Origin of the sequence: Sporosarcina sp. SG10008 (assembly GCF_044569405.1) — a bacterium.
GTDB lineage: Bacteria > Bacillota > Bacilli > Bacillales_A > Planococcaceae > Sporosarcina > Sporosarcina psychrophila.
Genome location: NZ_CP172607.1, coordinates 2777642 through 2791825 on the forward strand (window position 1 = coordinate 2777642; position 14184 = coordinate 2791825).

The following is a 14184-nucleotide window of genomic DNA, read 5'->3' on the forward strand; positions in this document are numbered from 1 at the left end:
AATTATTCAACCGAGTAAATATACCTTTTAAATTGTTTCATTATTACTCTTCGTGTTAATATGCCTGCAAATGTGCCGTCTTCTTCCGTCACACAAAGAAATGTATGGTCAATTAATAAATCGAGCCCTTTTTGGAATCGATCCGTCGTTTTTATGGATGGCAAATCAGTTTGCATAATTTCATCAACTTTTAAATCGTCAAGACGTTCATATTCAATACGTTCAAGTCCCAAAATAGAATCAGTAATCATCCCCATACTGAGCAACCCTTTTAAACGATATTTCGCATCAAGGACCGGTATAGCTGAATAACCTGTTTTTGTTAGTACAAGGAGGGCGTGCTCTGCATTATTTCCAACCTGAACATGCGCAACTTTTTCAGACGAAATGATAAAATCCGCTATCGGTGTGAAAAGAAAATCCCTATTGTTTATAGAAATCATGTAAATCTACTCCTTCTGTAGCTATGCTTTTCACCTTAAAACTACATATCTATCATATCATAAGAAGGACTTTCTATCCTTGAAAATGAAAAAGAAAACCCCTTCTGTTAAGAAGAGGCAGCGTAATAAAAAATGACAATTCCAATGAAAAATACAGCTACAAGGACAATCCAAATAATCGGATTCAATGTAAATGGGTGCTCTTCAATCGGACCCGAAATCTGATCATCCTGTCCATCAACAACAACGGTCACCTTGTTCCATTTCTTTACGGCGATAAAGCTGATTATACAAATGACCAAAACAACGATAATAAATGGAACTGTCCATACATCCAAACTTATCTCTCCTTTTGAGAGTAGGATGTGCAAAACGACAACATTTATCCTTAAAACGGGGATTTATTAAGCCATTGTCCGCCGTCGAGCGTCACAATTTCTCCATTCATGTAGGACGCCTTATCTGACATAATGAATGCCGCCAGTTCTGCAATCTCTTCCGGCTTCCCAAGACGACCCAAAGGAATCGATTCAAGTGTGCGCTTAGCTGCTTCATTAGACTCCCATAACTTTTCTGCGCCGCCTGTACGTTCAATCGGACCCGGCGCAATACCATTCACACGGATTCCATATTGACTTCCCCATTCAACTGCTAAAGTTCGAGTTAACGACATAACACCTGCTTTAGCTGCCGCGGAATGAATGACACCCGCGCCTGCATCCCATGCATACGTTGCAAGCATATTCAATATCGATCCTTTTTGACCTTTCTCAATCCAGTACTTTCCAACTGCGCTGGAGCAATAAAATGTGCCATTTAGTACAATATCGATAACAGACTTCCAGCCGTTTGGTGATAAATCTTCTGCTTTAACGATGAAATTTCCAGCCGCATTATTTACTAATCCATCAATTCGGCCAAACTTTTCATCCGTGAAAGCGACTAACGCTGCAACTGATTCAACATTCCTTACATCCATCTGGAATGGATGTGCATGATCCCCAATTTCTTCCTGAGCCACATTTAACCTATCTATATCTCTACCCGTAATTACGACTTGTGCACCTTCATCGGCAAATTTCTTCGCCATGTATTTCCCCATCCCATTCGATCCACCTGTTACAATTATGACTTTTCCCTCAAACACAACAATTCCCCCTCTTATAATGAATGAATACTCACTCATAATTGTAACATGTTATCAAGTTCGTTACGAGAACAAAAGTAACCTCACAACGAAAAACGGACACCGAATTTTTTCAGTTGTCCGTTTATACGATTACTTCATAAATACTTTTCTACAATTTCCTCTACAGGAACTGCCTTACTGTACAAAAAGCCTTGCGCCTTCTGGCATTTAGCTTCAAGTAGAATCATCGCTTGTAAATCCTTCTCTACGCCTTCAGCAATTACTTCCATCCCAAGACTGTGGGCTAGATTAATAATTGTCTTCGCTATTGCTTTGTTTTTCACATCAAATTCAATATCTTTTATAAATGAACGATCGATTTTAATGATATCGATTGGATATTGCTTCAAATAACTAAGTGATGAATAACCCGTTCCAAAATCATCGACGGAGATGAAAATCCCGATTTTCTTTAGTTCATTTAATGTTGCTAAAGTCTCATCTATTATCGTCAATGCTCCCTCCGTAATTTCCACTTCAAGGGATGACGGTAAGATGTCGTAGTAAGAAATCTTCTCTTTCAATTTATCGACAAAGTTTTCCATTCTAAATTGCTTTGGCGATATATTCACAGCTATCCTAACAGCTTTGAACTGCTTATCCTGCCACTCTTTCAACTGTTTACATACTTGGTTTAATACCCAATCACCAATTCCATGTATAAGCCCTGAATCTTCAGCAATGGGGATGAATTGCGCCGGTGATACAAACCCAAATTTGCCATTATTCCATCTAAGAAGCGCTTCGAAACTACTAATATGCCCCGTTTTCAAATCGACTTGTGGTTGATAGTGAATCGTCAATTCATTTAACTCAATCGCCCTGCGTAAATGCGATTCCATCAGTGCTTCATCCGGGAAGGTAGAATTCATCGCTTCTTGATAGAAACGATAATGCGAGCGGCCACGATCTTTCACAAAGGTTAGCGCTTGTTCCGACTTCCTTAGTAGATTCTCAAGTGTTTTTCCATCTTCAGGATAAACAGCAATTCCGATGGATGCAGAAATGAAATACTCCTGATGATTATGATAAAATGGTTTTCCAAAATCATTCAATAACTGTTGTGCAAACTTCTCTGTCTTCAGCACAGAATGATTTTGCAATGAGACGATAAATTCATCGCTGCCATTGCGATACAACCTGGCGGATGCAGGACAGATTATTTTTAATCGTTCCGCAACCATTTTTAATATTTCGTCCGCACCATTATGGCCAAGTGATTCATTTATTAATTTGAATCGATCAAGACCTAAATGGACGAAAGACAGTCTTGTTTCTCTTTGCAAGGCGTTTAGAGAATCCTCCGTAAAGTGTTCTTTCATCGCCTGACGATTCCACAAACCCGTCAAATGATCATGATAAGACAGGAATAGAAGTTTTTCATTATTTTTCTGATGAATAGATGTATCCCGTACAATTAGTTGAACTTCTTCTACCTCTCCATTAATCAAGACGGGAATTGCCTTCAAATACGCGGGTAATAAATATCCTTTTTTATGAAAAATAGTTGAATCTTCCATCTCAATTGATTCCCCCGCAAGTGCGCGGGACAAGAAGAGCTTAAATGCTTTTATGTTATCCTCCCCGGAAAGATTCAAAATTGAACGGCCAGAGAGTTCCTTGAATCGATAGCCGAAACCTAAATGAACGGCTCGATTCGCGTAAATAATTTTAAAGTTTTGATCGATGGTTATGATTGGGTCAAGATTATGTTCAATGACGGAATTATATTTATGTTGTAACTCCGACTGCGACTTCCTTACAGTTACGGTATCTAGCCGTTCACGCAATTCAATGATGATAATTTCTCGTTCAAACTCTTCGGTATGACGTTGAAAATCCAATTCAAATAATACGCCCACCCCACCTCGTATCGATTGGATTTCAGTCGTAAAATCAGAATGATTTTGTAATTTCCGCATCCTGCGTTTAATGGGAATCCATAAATCACCAAAAAAACTAGCAGCCGATTGTTCGATTTCAGTCGAAAAGTATTGTATCGCCAATGAGTTAGCGTAAAGCACATCAAATTTACCTTGCTCATTTTTCTCGACAAATATGGTCATCTTAAAGGAGTGGTTCAAAATATATGATTCTACAACTTTTTCTAAACGGTCTTCAATCTTAACGTTTCTCATGTGTGCCTCCGTTTGTTATGCATTTATCCAAACTTTTATCGATTAATCCAGGTAAATATGCATCAATCGCCCAAGTATTTTATAGTTGATCACAAATAGATTGTACTTATATCGAAAAAGTATGTATCGAATAAATAAATATAATTATTATATTAGCATAATGCATATTTCGGAAGAATCAGTGTTTTCACTACCTTTTAGATCTGAAGTTGTACAATTCTTTCATTCTTGGTATTATATGAAATATATGTAACCATTCAATCTGCCAATGAAGGAGGCCAATTTTGAAAAACAAGCATTCCATCCGTCAATTGGCAATTGCCATCTACACGGTAAATCGACATGCCAAAACAGCACCTGACAATAGACAACTTTACGCCTTAAAAAAGATGGCGATAGACAAGCTGCTTAGTTCGGGCATTGCCGAAAAAATCGGATTGCATTTTGTCGACAATCCAAAATTCAGCAAGCAACACTCCACGGTCCTCGTCCGATGTGACGAATTCCTCTTTCATACAATCCCAGAAAAAGAAGACTTTAATACTCTTCCACACCTCGGACAACAAGATCCAACTTCTCGCAACCCTCAAGAACGGATGAGCTTGAAAACAGCGCGCGAGCTTCTTTCCAAATATGTGGGGCCCACACACCCGATAATACCCGAGAAGAAAAAAACACTACAAAAAAAGTCTATTCATAGCATTCAGGATTCACAAAATTTCCGTTCATCTTATTTGGATGGTAAATAGAAAAGCGCAAGCGCCTTGGTAGCCCCGACAAGCGCTGGAGTCTAGACAATAAGAAAGTCGCTCGAGTACCGCTCTTGGTGATAAACTTATACTTTCTTATTTTAAAAAAACGGGCTATTCCTGCTGGCTACCAGCGGGAATAGCCCGTTTTTTCTTATATTACTTAATTTGCTCCGCGATTACTTTTTCAAAATCAACGAGAAGAATCATTCCGTTATCACGCTTGATAACTCCGGAAACAGGTACTTTATTTCCCGTATACATATCGGAAGCAGGTTCAATATCCGTAAAATTGATACGCTGGATTTGGGTAACAGCCGTCACATCTAAGACCACTGTTGTCCCGTCGAATTCAGCGACGATATATTTGGATTCATCACTATTATTGATAGTTGCATTTCCTGTTACTTTCTTCAAATCGATGACAGGAAGTACTTCTCCTCGTAATTGTATGATTCCTTCAATATACGGGTGTGAATGCGGTAATACAGTAACCGGAACGGGTTGAATAATTTCACGTACATGCTGAATGCCAAGTCCAAAATTACTATTTCCTACTTGAAACTCTACAAATTCAAAGACTTCATATGTTACTACATCCGATTTGATTGTATTCACCTACTCAGCTCCTACATTTTAATAATAGTATATAAATATCCCATTGAATCCACTTCGGCTACCCTTTGTAAGGCTCCTTCGCTCGGTTTATTTAGGTATTCATCTGGTCAACATATATAGCACTTAATTAATTTAATTGAACACTTACTTCTATTTTCGGCTTATTTCTATAATTATTTAGCTTTATTAATAACTTTTATACAGGACTTGTGTCCCTTGGTCGCCAAATCCTTTTTCAACAAGTTTCTTATACATTTCACTTGCAAGTTGTAGACCTGGAAGTGATAGGTTCATCGCTTCAGCTTCTGCTAGCGCGATGTTTATATCTTTCATGAAATGCTTAACATAAAATCCAGGTTCAAAATCCCCATCTAACATTCGCGGTGCCAAATTCGACAATGACCATGAGCCTGCCGCACCTGTCGATATAGACTTCAGCACAGTTTCAGGATCCAACCCTGCTTTTTCAGCATAGACCAGCGCTTCGCAAACCCCAATCATATTCGTCGCGATGGCAATTTGATTGCACATTTTTGCATGCTGCCCGGAGCCTGCCAGACCCTGATAAACAATTTGTTTTCCAAAAACCGCTAAAACCGGTGTAATGGCATTGAATACTTCTTCTTCGCCGCCACACATAATTGACAACGTCCCATTCTTCGCGCCAATGTCTCCCCCAGAAACGGGTGCGTCAATTGTCGCCATCTGCAACTTAGCACCAGCATTCGCAATACGTATCGCCAGTGCTGGGCTAGAAGTCGTCATATCAATGAGAATCTGACCTGCCTTACCAGTTGAGAAAATACCACCCTCTCCAAAGTAAACTTCTTCAACATCCCCCGGATAACCTAGCATCGTGAAAACTAATTCCGCATCCTTCACCGCTGCAGCAACTGTATCCATCCAAACAGCACCTGCATCTATTAGAGTCCTTGCCTTTTCTTTTGTGCGTGTATATATGGCCACTTCATAATTACTGTCTAAAAGGTGGTTAACGACGCTTACACCCATAACACCTGTCCCAAGAAATGCGATCTTTTTGACTTCCATTTCAATTCCCCCTTTATCAAATGCACATCGGCGTACTTAAATTGCCTTCATCCGGCAGGGCTTAGCCCCAGCTGAATGAGGTTGAAAATCGTATTATCTTTTATCCTACCAAAGTATTTGTATTTTTCCATCATTCATTTCTATTTTTGATCAAAAAAAGGAGGACGGAACCCTGTAATAGGGATCCGCCCTCAAAAGGGGGAAATGAGAATGTTGCTGTGTTCTATCTTAATTTCCCCTCTTTTCTTGATTATTAAACATTGTTCGCAAAATATTTTCCTTGTTTTTTTGAGCAATTCTATAAGTGGCTTCCTTCTTCAAAGATAGTAATAGGAGCAATACCCTATTACTTCGTTATCAGCCTTTTTTTAGCCCTGCGTATTGATCCATGAGATTATCAAGCCTTCTGCTGAATTCTATCGTTTCAGCAGCAGTCAGTCCTTTTTCAGTCGCTGCTTTCATCATCTCTTCGCGTAATAATTCAATTTCTTCTTCTAAAGTCCACTCCAAAATAATCCCTCCATGGATTAACACATAGCTAACTTTTATTATACAGGAATACTCTCATAATAAGTGGTTTAACTTACGACATATTCCGACAACTTCAAATGGTCAGCAATAGAAAAGACTTTACGTTATACTAATTTTAAGGCACACTATAAAAGATTCAATAAACTAAGTTCTATATCTGTTGTAATAAAGAATCCCATTGAATTGGCTACGGCGGGAGGCTATCTCTTGTAAGGCGCCTTCACTCAGTTTATATAGGCATTCATTTATTCAACTTATATATAATGAAACATTACGGCGTCTCAGACGTCAAATTTAACCAAGGAGGGGTTTACGATGAAAAGCAGATGGAGTCTTTTATACGCAGCAATCGCGACCACTTTATTACTTACCGCTTGTGGTACAAGTACCGACAAGGAACCAGAAAGTACAAATGGATCAGCGGATGTGGTTGAAAACGTAGACAAAGAAACAGTCACTGAAGGCAAGGAACCGGATACAGAAGTTGATGAGGTTGATGAAGTTCAAGAGGACATAATGAAAAATGCAGACCTAATGGAAAGCGATGAACAAAGTTACGCTATTTCTGTACTGCCTGACTATTCATTATTAAGCGAAGAACCTGGTAAGGACAGCCTAATTTCAGCAGACAATGAAGCAGTGTTTATGCGCATCGAGACGGTAGCTAAGGAAGACGGCACATATGACTACTTAGCCGAAAACATGATTTCTGTACTTGAAGCATCAGGGGATGGTAGCGCTCCAATTGAAGTACTAGATGAGAAGTCAATCCCTATAGCTGAAGGCATTGAAAATGCAAAAGTTCTGGCCATAAAAGCTGAAACTGCATCTATTACGGGAATTATTTTCGAACGTGACAATATGGTGGTTAAACTTACAATCTACGATTCTCCAAAAGAAGAATATTTCGAGCAATTCCTTCGTATGGCTGAAACAATCGTTCCTAAATAATGGACGACTATCAAGAGTCAAATGGATAACCATCCATTTGGCTCTTTTTAATTGTAACAAAAGCGTTCGAGTCTCAGCGGGGGGGAATCGCCTTTCAAAGGCAATTCATAGGTAAAGAATTATATATATTCCTATGCACTAAAAAAACGCAGCACCCGTTAGACGAGTTACTGCGTTTCACGATAAGTTCTTTACCGAAAGACCTAATTTCCGCACTAATTCAATTGCCTGGTCTTGTTCTTCAGTGGAAAGGGAGGACATGATAGATTCGATATTATTCGCATGCTCCGGGAAGATAGATGTCATTAAATTGACGCCGTCCTGAGTAATCGACATATATGTCACCCGCTTATCTTCTTCACAAAAGACGCGTTCCAATAACCCTCTTTTTTCAAGCTTATCGACAACGTAAGTCATCGAACCACTTCGAAGTAAGATTTTCTGCCCAATCTTCTGGATGGGCTGTCTCCCCCTGTGGTGAAGCAATTCAAGAACGGCGAATTCAGTTGGATTAAGCCCATGCTTTTCACTCGTTTTATGCGCTTCTTCCAAAATCACCTTACTCGCCCTTGAAAGAACAATAAATAATTTCAGTGCCCGTTCTGTATCTTTTGTCATAATGCAGTGCCCCTTCTATAATTACGCTCAATAGTCGCCCTCATTATAACGGCAAACACGTCTTCATGTCAAAAAACCAAGAAGACGTTTCGTACCTTTACTTACAGAGAGAGCACTCTTTTTTTAGCTGTATCTGTCACCGAGGCATGTCCGATTGCCGATGGGAATGTTACGATGAAGGTCGTTCCAATGTCTACTTCACTCTCAACTATAACCGTTCCACCATGTTCTTCGATGTTTTTCAAAACAAATGGTAATCCGAGTCCCGACCCATCTGACTTAGTGGTGAAGAATGGCAAAAAGACTTGCTTTAATTGACGTTTATCCATTCCTTTACCGGTATCTGAAACCCCCAAAACAACTTTTCCAGGGCTGTCCAGGTTTACAAAAATTGAAAGATTCCCTCCAGGAGTCATTGCTTCCATTGCATTTTTGAACAGATTAAGAAGAACTTGTTTAATTTTATCAGAATCACCGACAATCAATGAATCTTTAAGTATATTTTCTTTTTGTGTTATTGTAATTCCATCCATCAAGGCTTTTGGATAGACAACCTCAATCATATCTGCGACCAGCACGCCCAAGGAGAATGTCGTTTTTTCATTCAATCCAGGCTTTGATAGGATAAGCATTTCGCTCAATATAGACTCCATCCTATCGATTTCTTCATCGATAACGGAAAGGTATTTCATCGTATCCGCAGTTGCAGAAATCTTAAGTAACTGGACAAACCCTTTCAAAGTCGTCATGGGATTTCTAATTTCATGCGCTATACTTGCTGCCAGTTCACCAATCGTCGATAATGAGTTTGAATGGGCCAAACGCTTTTCCATGGCCATTTCTTCTGTTCGATCATTCATTCTTACCAAGTACGTTTGTGACTCGCTATCGTATAATGTTGTTATCTGATAATAATTGACATCATTCACATTTCTTATATACTTGGTTGTTATTTCAGCAAATCCATACAGATTTACGTCTTTAAAATAATTAAAAATTAACTCAGAGTTGTCCGGAAACAATTTAACGATTGCTCCCACTGTTTTGCCGATAAAATAGTCTTTCGGCAAGTTAAAAAATGAAGTATGCAAATCATTGACTTCGTAGATTATCCCATCACGATCAATAACAACCATGAAGCTATCTGAATTACGAAAAGCGTGTATATAGGCTTTATCAGCCTTATCCACAATACTTTGTGGAACATCAAATAATGCAATCACCTGTTGAACATCATCAAAATACTCAAGATGCATCTTAACAATCTCTACTCTATTTCCGACCAGTCGAATATGCACTTCGAACGTTTTATTCTCAGTTTCCCCAAGATTACTAAAGATATTGTCCCAATGATTAACAGTCGGATTAATGAAAAATTCTTTGATATTTTCTTCTCCATCATTGACGAATTCTTCGCAAAAGGAATTATTTACATGTAAAAGCCTGCCGTCAAGATCAAAAACGGCACCGGGCCTGATTGTATCATCCAATAGAAAAGTGATATGCTTCATTACCTTTATATTTTTATATTTCAAGTGTATTCCTCCACATCCCATTTTTAAACAATATGAAAAATAACACTGATTCATGCAGAAAGATTAAATTCATACAATAATAAGCTTATTCAAATTATTCCATATTTAAGGTGTGATAGGAATGGTCCTTTTTACCTAAATAAAAGGAATGCTTGACTTGATAATAACGTTAAAGAGAAAAGGGGTAAAGCTATGAACATTGTACTATCAACATTAAACGCAAAATATATCCATACAAATTTAGCCATTCGCTGCTTAAAAACTTATGCAATGCCAGAGTACAGTCCAGTCATTGCAGAGTACACAATTAAAGATCCGACCATGAATATTGTATCAGATTTATATCAAAAAATGCCGAATGTTGTCGGTTTTAGTTTATATATTTGGAACATTGAAGAAACAATAAAAGTGATGCGTATGCTAAAAAAAGTAAAACCTGACGTGAAAATTATCGCCGGTGGGCCCGAAGTAACATACGATTACGATTATTGGTTAGAACGTGTACCCGAAATTGATGTCATTGTGATCGGAGAAGGAGAACGAACATTTAAACATCTACTTGACGTCTATGCGGGGAAAGAAGACATAGCGGCTGTCCAAGGGATTGCCTATAGAGAAAGGGAACAACTGAAGATTACGGCGCCTGGGCCCAAACTAGATTTACGGGAACTTCCCTCCCCTTTCCAATTTGCAGAGGACATACCCGAGCTGGGCAAAAGAGTGACGTATATTGAAACAAGCCGCGGCTGTCCTTTTTCCTGTCAATTCTGTCTATCCTCTATCGAAGTAGGCGTCCGCTATTTCAACCGGGATGCCATTAAGGAGGATATCCGGTATTTGATGGCCAACGGTGCAAAAACAATCAAGTTTGTCGATCGCACATTCAATATTAGCAGAAGCTATGCGATGGAAATGTTCCAATTCTTGATTGATGAACATGTATCAGGCACTGTGTTCCAGTTTGAAATAACGGGAGATATTATGCGTCCTGAAGTCATCCAATTTCTAAATGATAATGCGCCAGCAGGACTATTCAGATTTGAAATTGGAGTTCAATCAACAAACGATTTAACAAATGAATTAGTCCAGCGCCGCCAAAATTTCGAAAAACTTTCCCGTACCGTAATGATGGTGAAAGAAGGTGGGAAGATTGACCAACATTTGGACTTGATTGCTGGCCTACCCGAAGAAGATTATAATTCTTTCCGAAAAACATTCAATGAGGTTTTTGCAATGAGGCCAGAAGAGATGCAGCTAGGCTTCCTTAAGTTACTCCGTGGAACTGGCTTACGTATACAAGCCGAACAATATGGCTATCAGTTTATCGACGAAGCACCTTATGAAATATTTTCAAATAACGTATTGACGTTTGATGATATCCTGCGAATCAAACAGACCGAGGATGTTCTAGAAAAGTATTGGAACGACAACCGATTACCGCGAACGGTGGAATATCTTGTATCAGAAGTCTTTGAAACGCCATTCGATTTCTTCCAACAATTCGGCTCCTACTGGGAGAATCAAGGTTGGTCCAGAATCGGACATCAGTTGGAAGACTTATTCATACGCTTGAATGACTTCCTAATGAAAGATGGACGTGCCGATATGGATATCACACGCAGTCTACTAAAAATTGATTACCTTGCACACCATAAGTTCCAACCGCGCAAAGTTTGGTGGATTGAGGATATGCCAGTTGAAGAACGCTCTACTATCGAACAGGCATTGCTCGAAAACCCAACTTTATTAGGAGAACGTTTCAGTTCTTTACGTTTGAATAACCGAAATATCCGTAAGCAAACGTTCATCACACCGATTGCTGTTCAACCTGAAGATGTAGAAATCGGTATTGTACAAAAGGCTGCTGGCTATCTTATCACCGTCTTCAGACATGATGATACCCCGTTCTTTATGTTCCTAGAACAATCAGGAAAAGCGCAAGGCGCCTTCTAGACGCAACAGGCATAAGCGAGCCAGCGACGTGGCGCTCTTTGCCACATAGCTGGATTGCTTATGACCCGAGCGGCTTGCGCCTGGAGCTAGATACTATTCTAAGTCAAAAAAATATACTTTCTTATCTTTTATAAAAGGCTGTCCCAATTTAAACTTGGGACAGCCTTTTTATTAACCAATAATAACCCTTTCTTTCGGGTAATGATATTTCAATTTCTTTGTTTTTCCTCCTAATGTAAAGAGGAACGAAATAAGCCCGACCCGTCCAATGAACATTAGTAACATAATAATCACTTTCCCAGTTACAGAAAGATCCGATGTGATACCAAGTGACATACCACATGTCCCGAAAGCTGATGTTATTTCAAACAGCAGTGCAATGACCGGCACACCAGGTTCTGTAATAAGTAGAATAAGGAGTGCGGTCATAACCATCACCAACGCCAAAATAATGACAGCATAAGAACGGAACACATCTATCAGTTTTATTTGCCTTTTAAAGACATTAATGACTTGATTACCGCGAGCAAAGTTTATAAGAAACAGCACTGCAATCGCGAATGTCGTCGTCCGAATTCCGCCGCCTACCGAACTTGGCGATGCACCTATAAACATCAGCGAACTGATGAAAATGTCCGTCGCTTCGCTAAATTTCGTCACATCATACGTTGTTAGTCCTCCTGATCTGGATGACACTGAATGGAATAACGCCGTAAATAGTTTCTCATGCCATGCCATCCCTTTGAACGAATGCATAGATTCCAAAATGAAAATCATAACTGCCCCGAAAACAAGTAAAAATCCAAATGTCGCTGTCGTTATTTTTGTGAATAAAGAAAAACGAAAATGAGGCACTTTTTTTGAAAAATAACTTTTCACTTCGATAAGAACCGGAAAACCGATGGCACCGAGAATAATTAGAATCATCGTTAATGTCTGAACGAAGTAATCATTGAAATACTGCGCGAGTGAAGTTTCTGCAATAGTAAAGCCCGCGTTCGTTGTCGCAGATACAGACATGAACATCCCGTTAAGAAGTGCTTCGCTAAATGTATCATAAAACCGCATAATATAAGCTGTAAATATAAGCCCACCGATAATTTCAATTAATAATATTATTTTAATGATTTCCTTGATTAGATGAACAAGCCCTGCAAGGTTATATTGATTATGTTCGACCATGATTAGTTGCCTTTCTCGCAAACCAATTCGCTTCTTAACGAGGAGCCAAAAAAATGTCCCTATCGACATAATTCCAATTCCACCAATTTGCAAAACAAGCATAAGCATACAAATACCAAAAACCGAATAAGTACTTCCGATGCTGATGGGCGCCAGTCCAGTAACACTTACGGCACTTACGGCTGTAAACAAGCTGTCAATGAAACTTATCTTTACTCCAGGCAAGTATACTCCAGGCAAATTCATCAGTAGTAATGAAAAGGCGATGGCCAGAAAATAATAAAACACTATAACTTGTGCAGGTGTGAACCTGCGTAAATTCTCACGATTGAATTTCAACCAGTTCACCGTTCCTTTCACCAATAATATGGTGTCGTACCTATTTTAGAGAAGTCGCATGAAAAAGGAAAGGACGAATTTGATAAAAATAGAAAAGCAGCCATGCAATCACATGGCTGCTTTTCATATTATGCTTTCTTTTTGTTATTTCTAACCCCAGCCAAGTAGCCACTTAGCGCTATTCCAACAAGAACAATCCAGAATGTCACTTGCCATAAAGTTGAATGTGGGAAGCTTTCATCGAGGATTCCCAAGCCTGGATGTGACAGTGTAAGCACAGCCAATTTGACACCGACCCATCCAACAATAAGAAATGCTGCTGTTTCCAAGGTAGGAAACTTTTGCAAAAGAACAACGAATTGACGTGCAGCAAATCGCATGATCACTAAGCCAATAATACCACCCAATAACATGACGATGAATTGTCCACCGTTAATGCCACCTATATCGAAGTTACCAAGCTTAGGCAACGTTACAGCAAGTGCAACCGCCGCCAACATCGAATCGAGCGCAAATGCGATATCCGCAAGTTCGACTTTCACAACAGTCATCCAAAAACCAGACTGCTTACGTTTTTTAGCATCAGGATGTGTATCCTCACCTTTTCGCTGATCCATAATATTCTTAATGGAAATGAACAATAAGTAGATTGCTCCGAGCGCTTGAATTTGCCAAATATTCACTAGGAACGTGATCATGAACAAAGCTGCAAAGCGGAAGACAAACGCTCCTAATAAACCGTAAAAAAGTGCTTTCCTTTGCTGTTCACGCGGTAAATGCTTGACCATGACCGCCATAACAACGGCATTATCTGCTGCCAGTAATCCTTCTAGCACGATAAGTACAACGAGTACCCATGCGTATTCCAATAATATTGCTTCCAAATCG

14 protein-coding genes are annotated in these 14184 nt (G+C 39.3%); 3 read left to right on the forward strand and 11 right to left on the reverse strand.

The genetic code is table 11. From position 1 onward, the window contains the following. Positions 1-2 precede the first annotated feature (2 nt). The 4 genes from cbpB to ACGLYD_RS13395 all read right to left on the reverse strand — a co-directional run bounded on the left by cbpB (position 3) and on the right by ACGLYD_RS13395 (position 3770). Entirely contained in the window at positions 3-443 is a 441-nt protein-coding gene (gene cbpB, locus ACGLYD_RS13380; protein WP_187045481.1) for a cyclic-di-AMP-binding protein CbpB, read from the reverse strand. A gap of 107 nt (positions 444-550) precedes the next feature. After that, positions 551-781, reverse strand: coding sequence for a hypothetical protein (locus ACGLYD_RS13385; RefSeq protein WP_067211663.1), 231 nt, complete (start codon positions 779-781; stop codon positions 551-553). A 50-nt stretch (positions 782-831) separates the two neighbouring features. Continuing rightward, a complete protein-coding gene (gene fadH, locus ACGLYD_RS13390) occupies positions 832-1545 on the reverse strand; it encodes a 2,4-dienoyl-CoA reductase (RefSeq protein ID WP_370570008.1) in 714 nt (237 codons plus the stop codon). 182 nt (positions 1546-1727) lie between these two features. Next, positions 1728-3770: a putative bifunctional diguanylate cyclase/phosphodiesterase gene (locus ACGLYD_RS13395; protein ID WP_399628400.1), complete on the reverse strand. Its 2043-nt coding sequence runs from the start codon at positions 3768-3770 to the stop codon at positions 1728-1730. A gap of 284 nt (positions 3771-4054) precedes the next feature. Between ACGLYD_RS13395 and ACGLYD_RS13400 the strand changes: the two genes are divergently transcribed. Further along, positions 4055-4519 (forward strand): YkyB family protein, encoded by a 465-nt coding sequence (locus tag ACGLYD_RS13400; RefSeq protein WP_399628403.1) that lies wholly within the window; start codon positions 4055-4057, stop codon positions 4517-4519. A 159-nt stretch (positions 4520-4678) separates the two neighbouring features. On the opposite strand, the gene ACGLYD_RS13405 is transcribed toward ACGLYD_RS13400, so the two are convergent. The 3 genes from ACGLYD_RS13405 to ACGLYD_RS13415 form a co-directional block, all read right to left on the reverse strand. After that, complete coding sequence (locus ACGLYD_RS13405) at positions 4679-5137, reverse strand: chemotaxis protein CheW (protein WP_399628406.1); 459 nt, start codon at positions 5135-5137, stop codon at positions 4679-4681. A 186-nt stretch (positions 5138-5323) separates the two neighbouring features. Then, positions 5324-6187, reverse strand: coding sequence for an NAD(P)-dependent oxidoreductase (locus tag ACGLYD_RS13410; RefSeq protein WP_399628408.1), 864 nt, complete (start codon positions 6185-6187; stop codon positions 5324-5326). A 357-nt stretch (positions 6188-6544) separates the two neighbouring features. Beyond that, a complete protein-coding gene (locus tag ACGLYD_RS13415) occupies positions 6545-6697 on the reverse strand; it encodes an aspartyl-phosphate phosphatase Spo0E family protein (RefSeq protein ID WP_082786654.1) in 153 nt (50 codons plus the stop codon). 336 nt (positions 6698-7033) lie between these two features. On the opposite strand from ACGLYD_RS13415, the gene ACGLYD_RS13420 reads away from it, so the two are divergent. Next, positions 7034-7669 carry a hypothetical protein gene (locus ACGLYD_RS13420; RefSeq protein ID WP_399628411.1) on the forward strand — a complete coding sequence of 212 codons (636 nt, stop codon included), beginning with the start codon at positions 7034-7036 and terminating at the stop codon, positions 7667-7669. Positions 7670-7846: 177 nt separating this feature from the next. On the opposite strand, the gene ACGLYD_RS13425 is transcribed toward ACGLYD_RS13420, so the two are convergent. Both ACGLYD_RS13425 and ACGLYD_RS13430 read right to left on the reverse strand, forming a co-directional pair. After that, complete coding sequence (locus tag ACGLYD_RS13425; RefSeq protein WP_067211682.1) at positions 7847-8290, reverse strand: MarR family winged helix-turn-helix transcriptional regulator; 444 nt, start codon at positions 8288-8290, stop codon at positions 7847-7849. A gap of 98 nt (positions 8291-8388) precedes the next feature. Further along, positions 8389-9822 (reverse strand): ATP-binding protein, encoded by a 1434-nt coding sequence (locus ACGLYD_RS13430; RefSeq protein ID WP_399628414.1) that lies wholly within the window; start codon positions 9820-9822, stop codon positions 8389-8391. Positions 9823-10014: 192 nt separating this feature from the next. Between ACGLYD_RS13430 and ACGLYD_RS13435 the strand changes: the two genes are divergently transcribed. Continuing rightward, positions 10015-11775, forward strand: a complete 1761-nt coding sequence (locus ACGLYD_RS13435) for a B12-binding domain-containing radical SAM protein (RefSeq protein ID WP_340740470.1) — start codon at positions 10015-10017, stop codon at positions 11773-11775. A gap of 171 nt (positions 11776-11946) precedes the next feature. On the opposite strand, the gene ACGLYD_RS13440 is transcribed toward ACGLYD_RS13435, so the two are convergent. Both ACGLYD_RS13440 and ACGLYD_RS13445 read right to left on the reverse strand, forming a co-directional pair. Continuing rightward, the gene (locus ACGLYD_RS13440; RefSeq protein ID WP_067214027.1) at positions 11947-13296 is read right to left on the reverse strand and encodes a TrkH family potassium uptake protein; all 1350 of its coding nucleotides are present in this window, start codon (positions 13294-13296) and stop codon (positions 11947-11949) included. Positions 13297-13424: 128 nt separating this feature from the next. Then, a complete protein-coding gene (locus tag ACGLYD_RS13445; protein ID WP_338655694.1) occupies positions 13425-14180 on the reverse strand; it encodes a TerC family protein in 756 nt (251 codons plus the stop codon). Positions 14181-14184 lie beyond the last annotated feature (4 nt).

Coding starts and splice junctions, on each gene's coding strand:
- fadH (WP_370570008.1), bottom strand. CDS start 1,545: ATGGGGAAATACATGGCGAAGAAATTTGCCGATGAAGGTGCACAAGTC.
- cbpB (WP_187045481.1), bottom strand. CDS start 443: ATGATTTCTATAAACAATAGGGATTTTCTTTTCACACCGATAGCGGAT.
- ACGLYD_RS13395 (WP_399628400.1), bottom strand. CDS start 3,770: ATGAGAAACGTTAAGATTGAAGACCGTTTAGAAAAAGTTGTAGAATCA.
- ACGLYD_RS13435 (WP_340740470.1), top strand. CDS start 10,015: ATGAACATTGTACTATCAACATTAAACGCAAAATATATCCATACAAAT.
- ACGLYD_RS13410 (WP_399628408.1), bottom strand. CDS start 6,187: ATGGAAGTCAAAAAGATCGCATTTCTTGGGACAGGTGTTATGGGTGTA.
- ACGLYD_RS13420 (WP_399628411.1), top strand. CDS start 7,034: ATGAAAAGCAGATGGAGTCTTTTATACGCAGCAATCGCGACCACTTTA.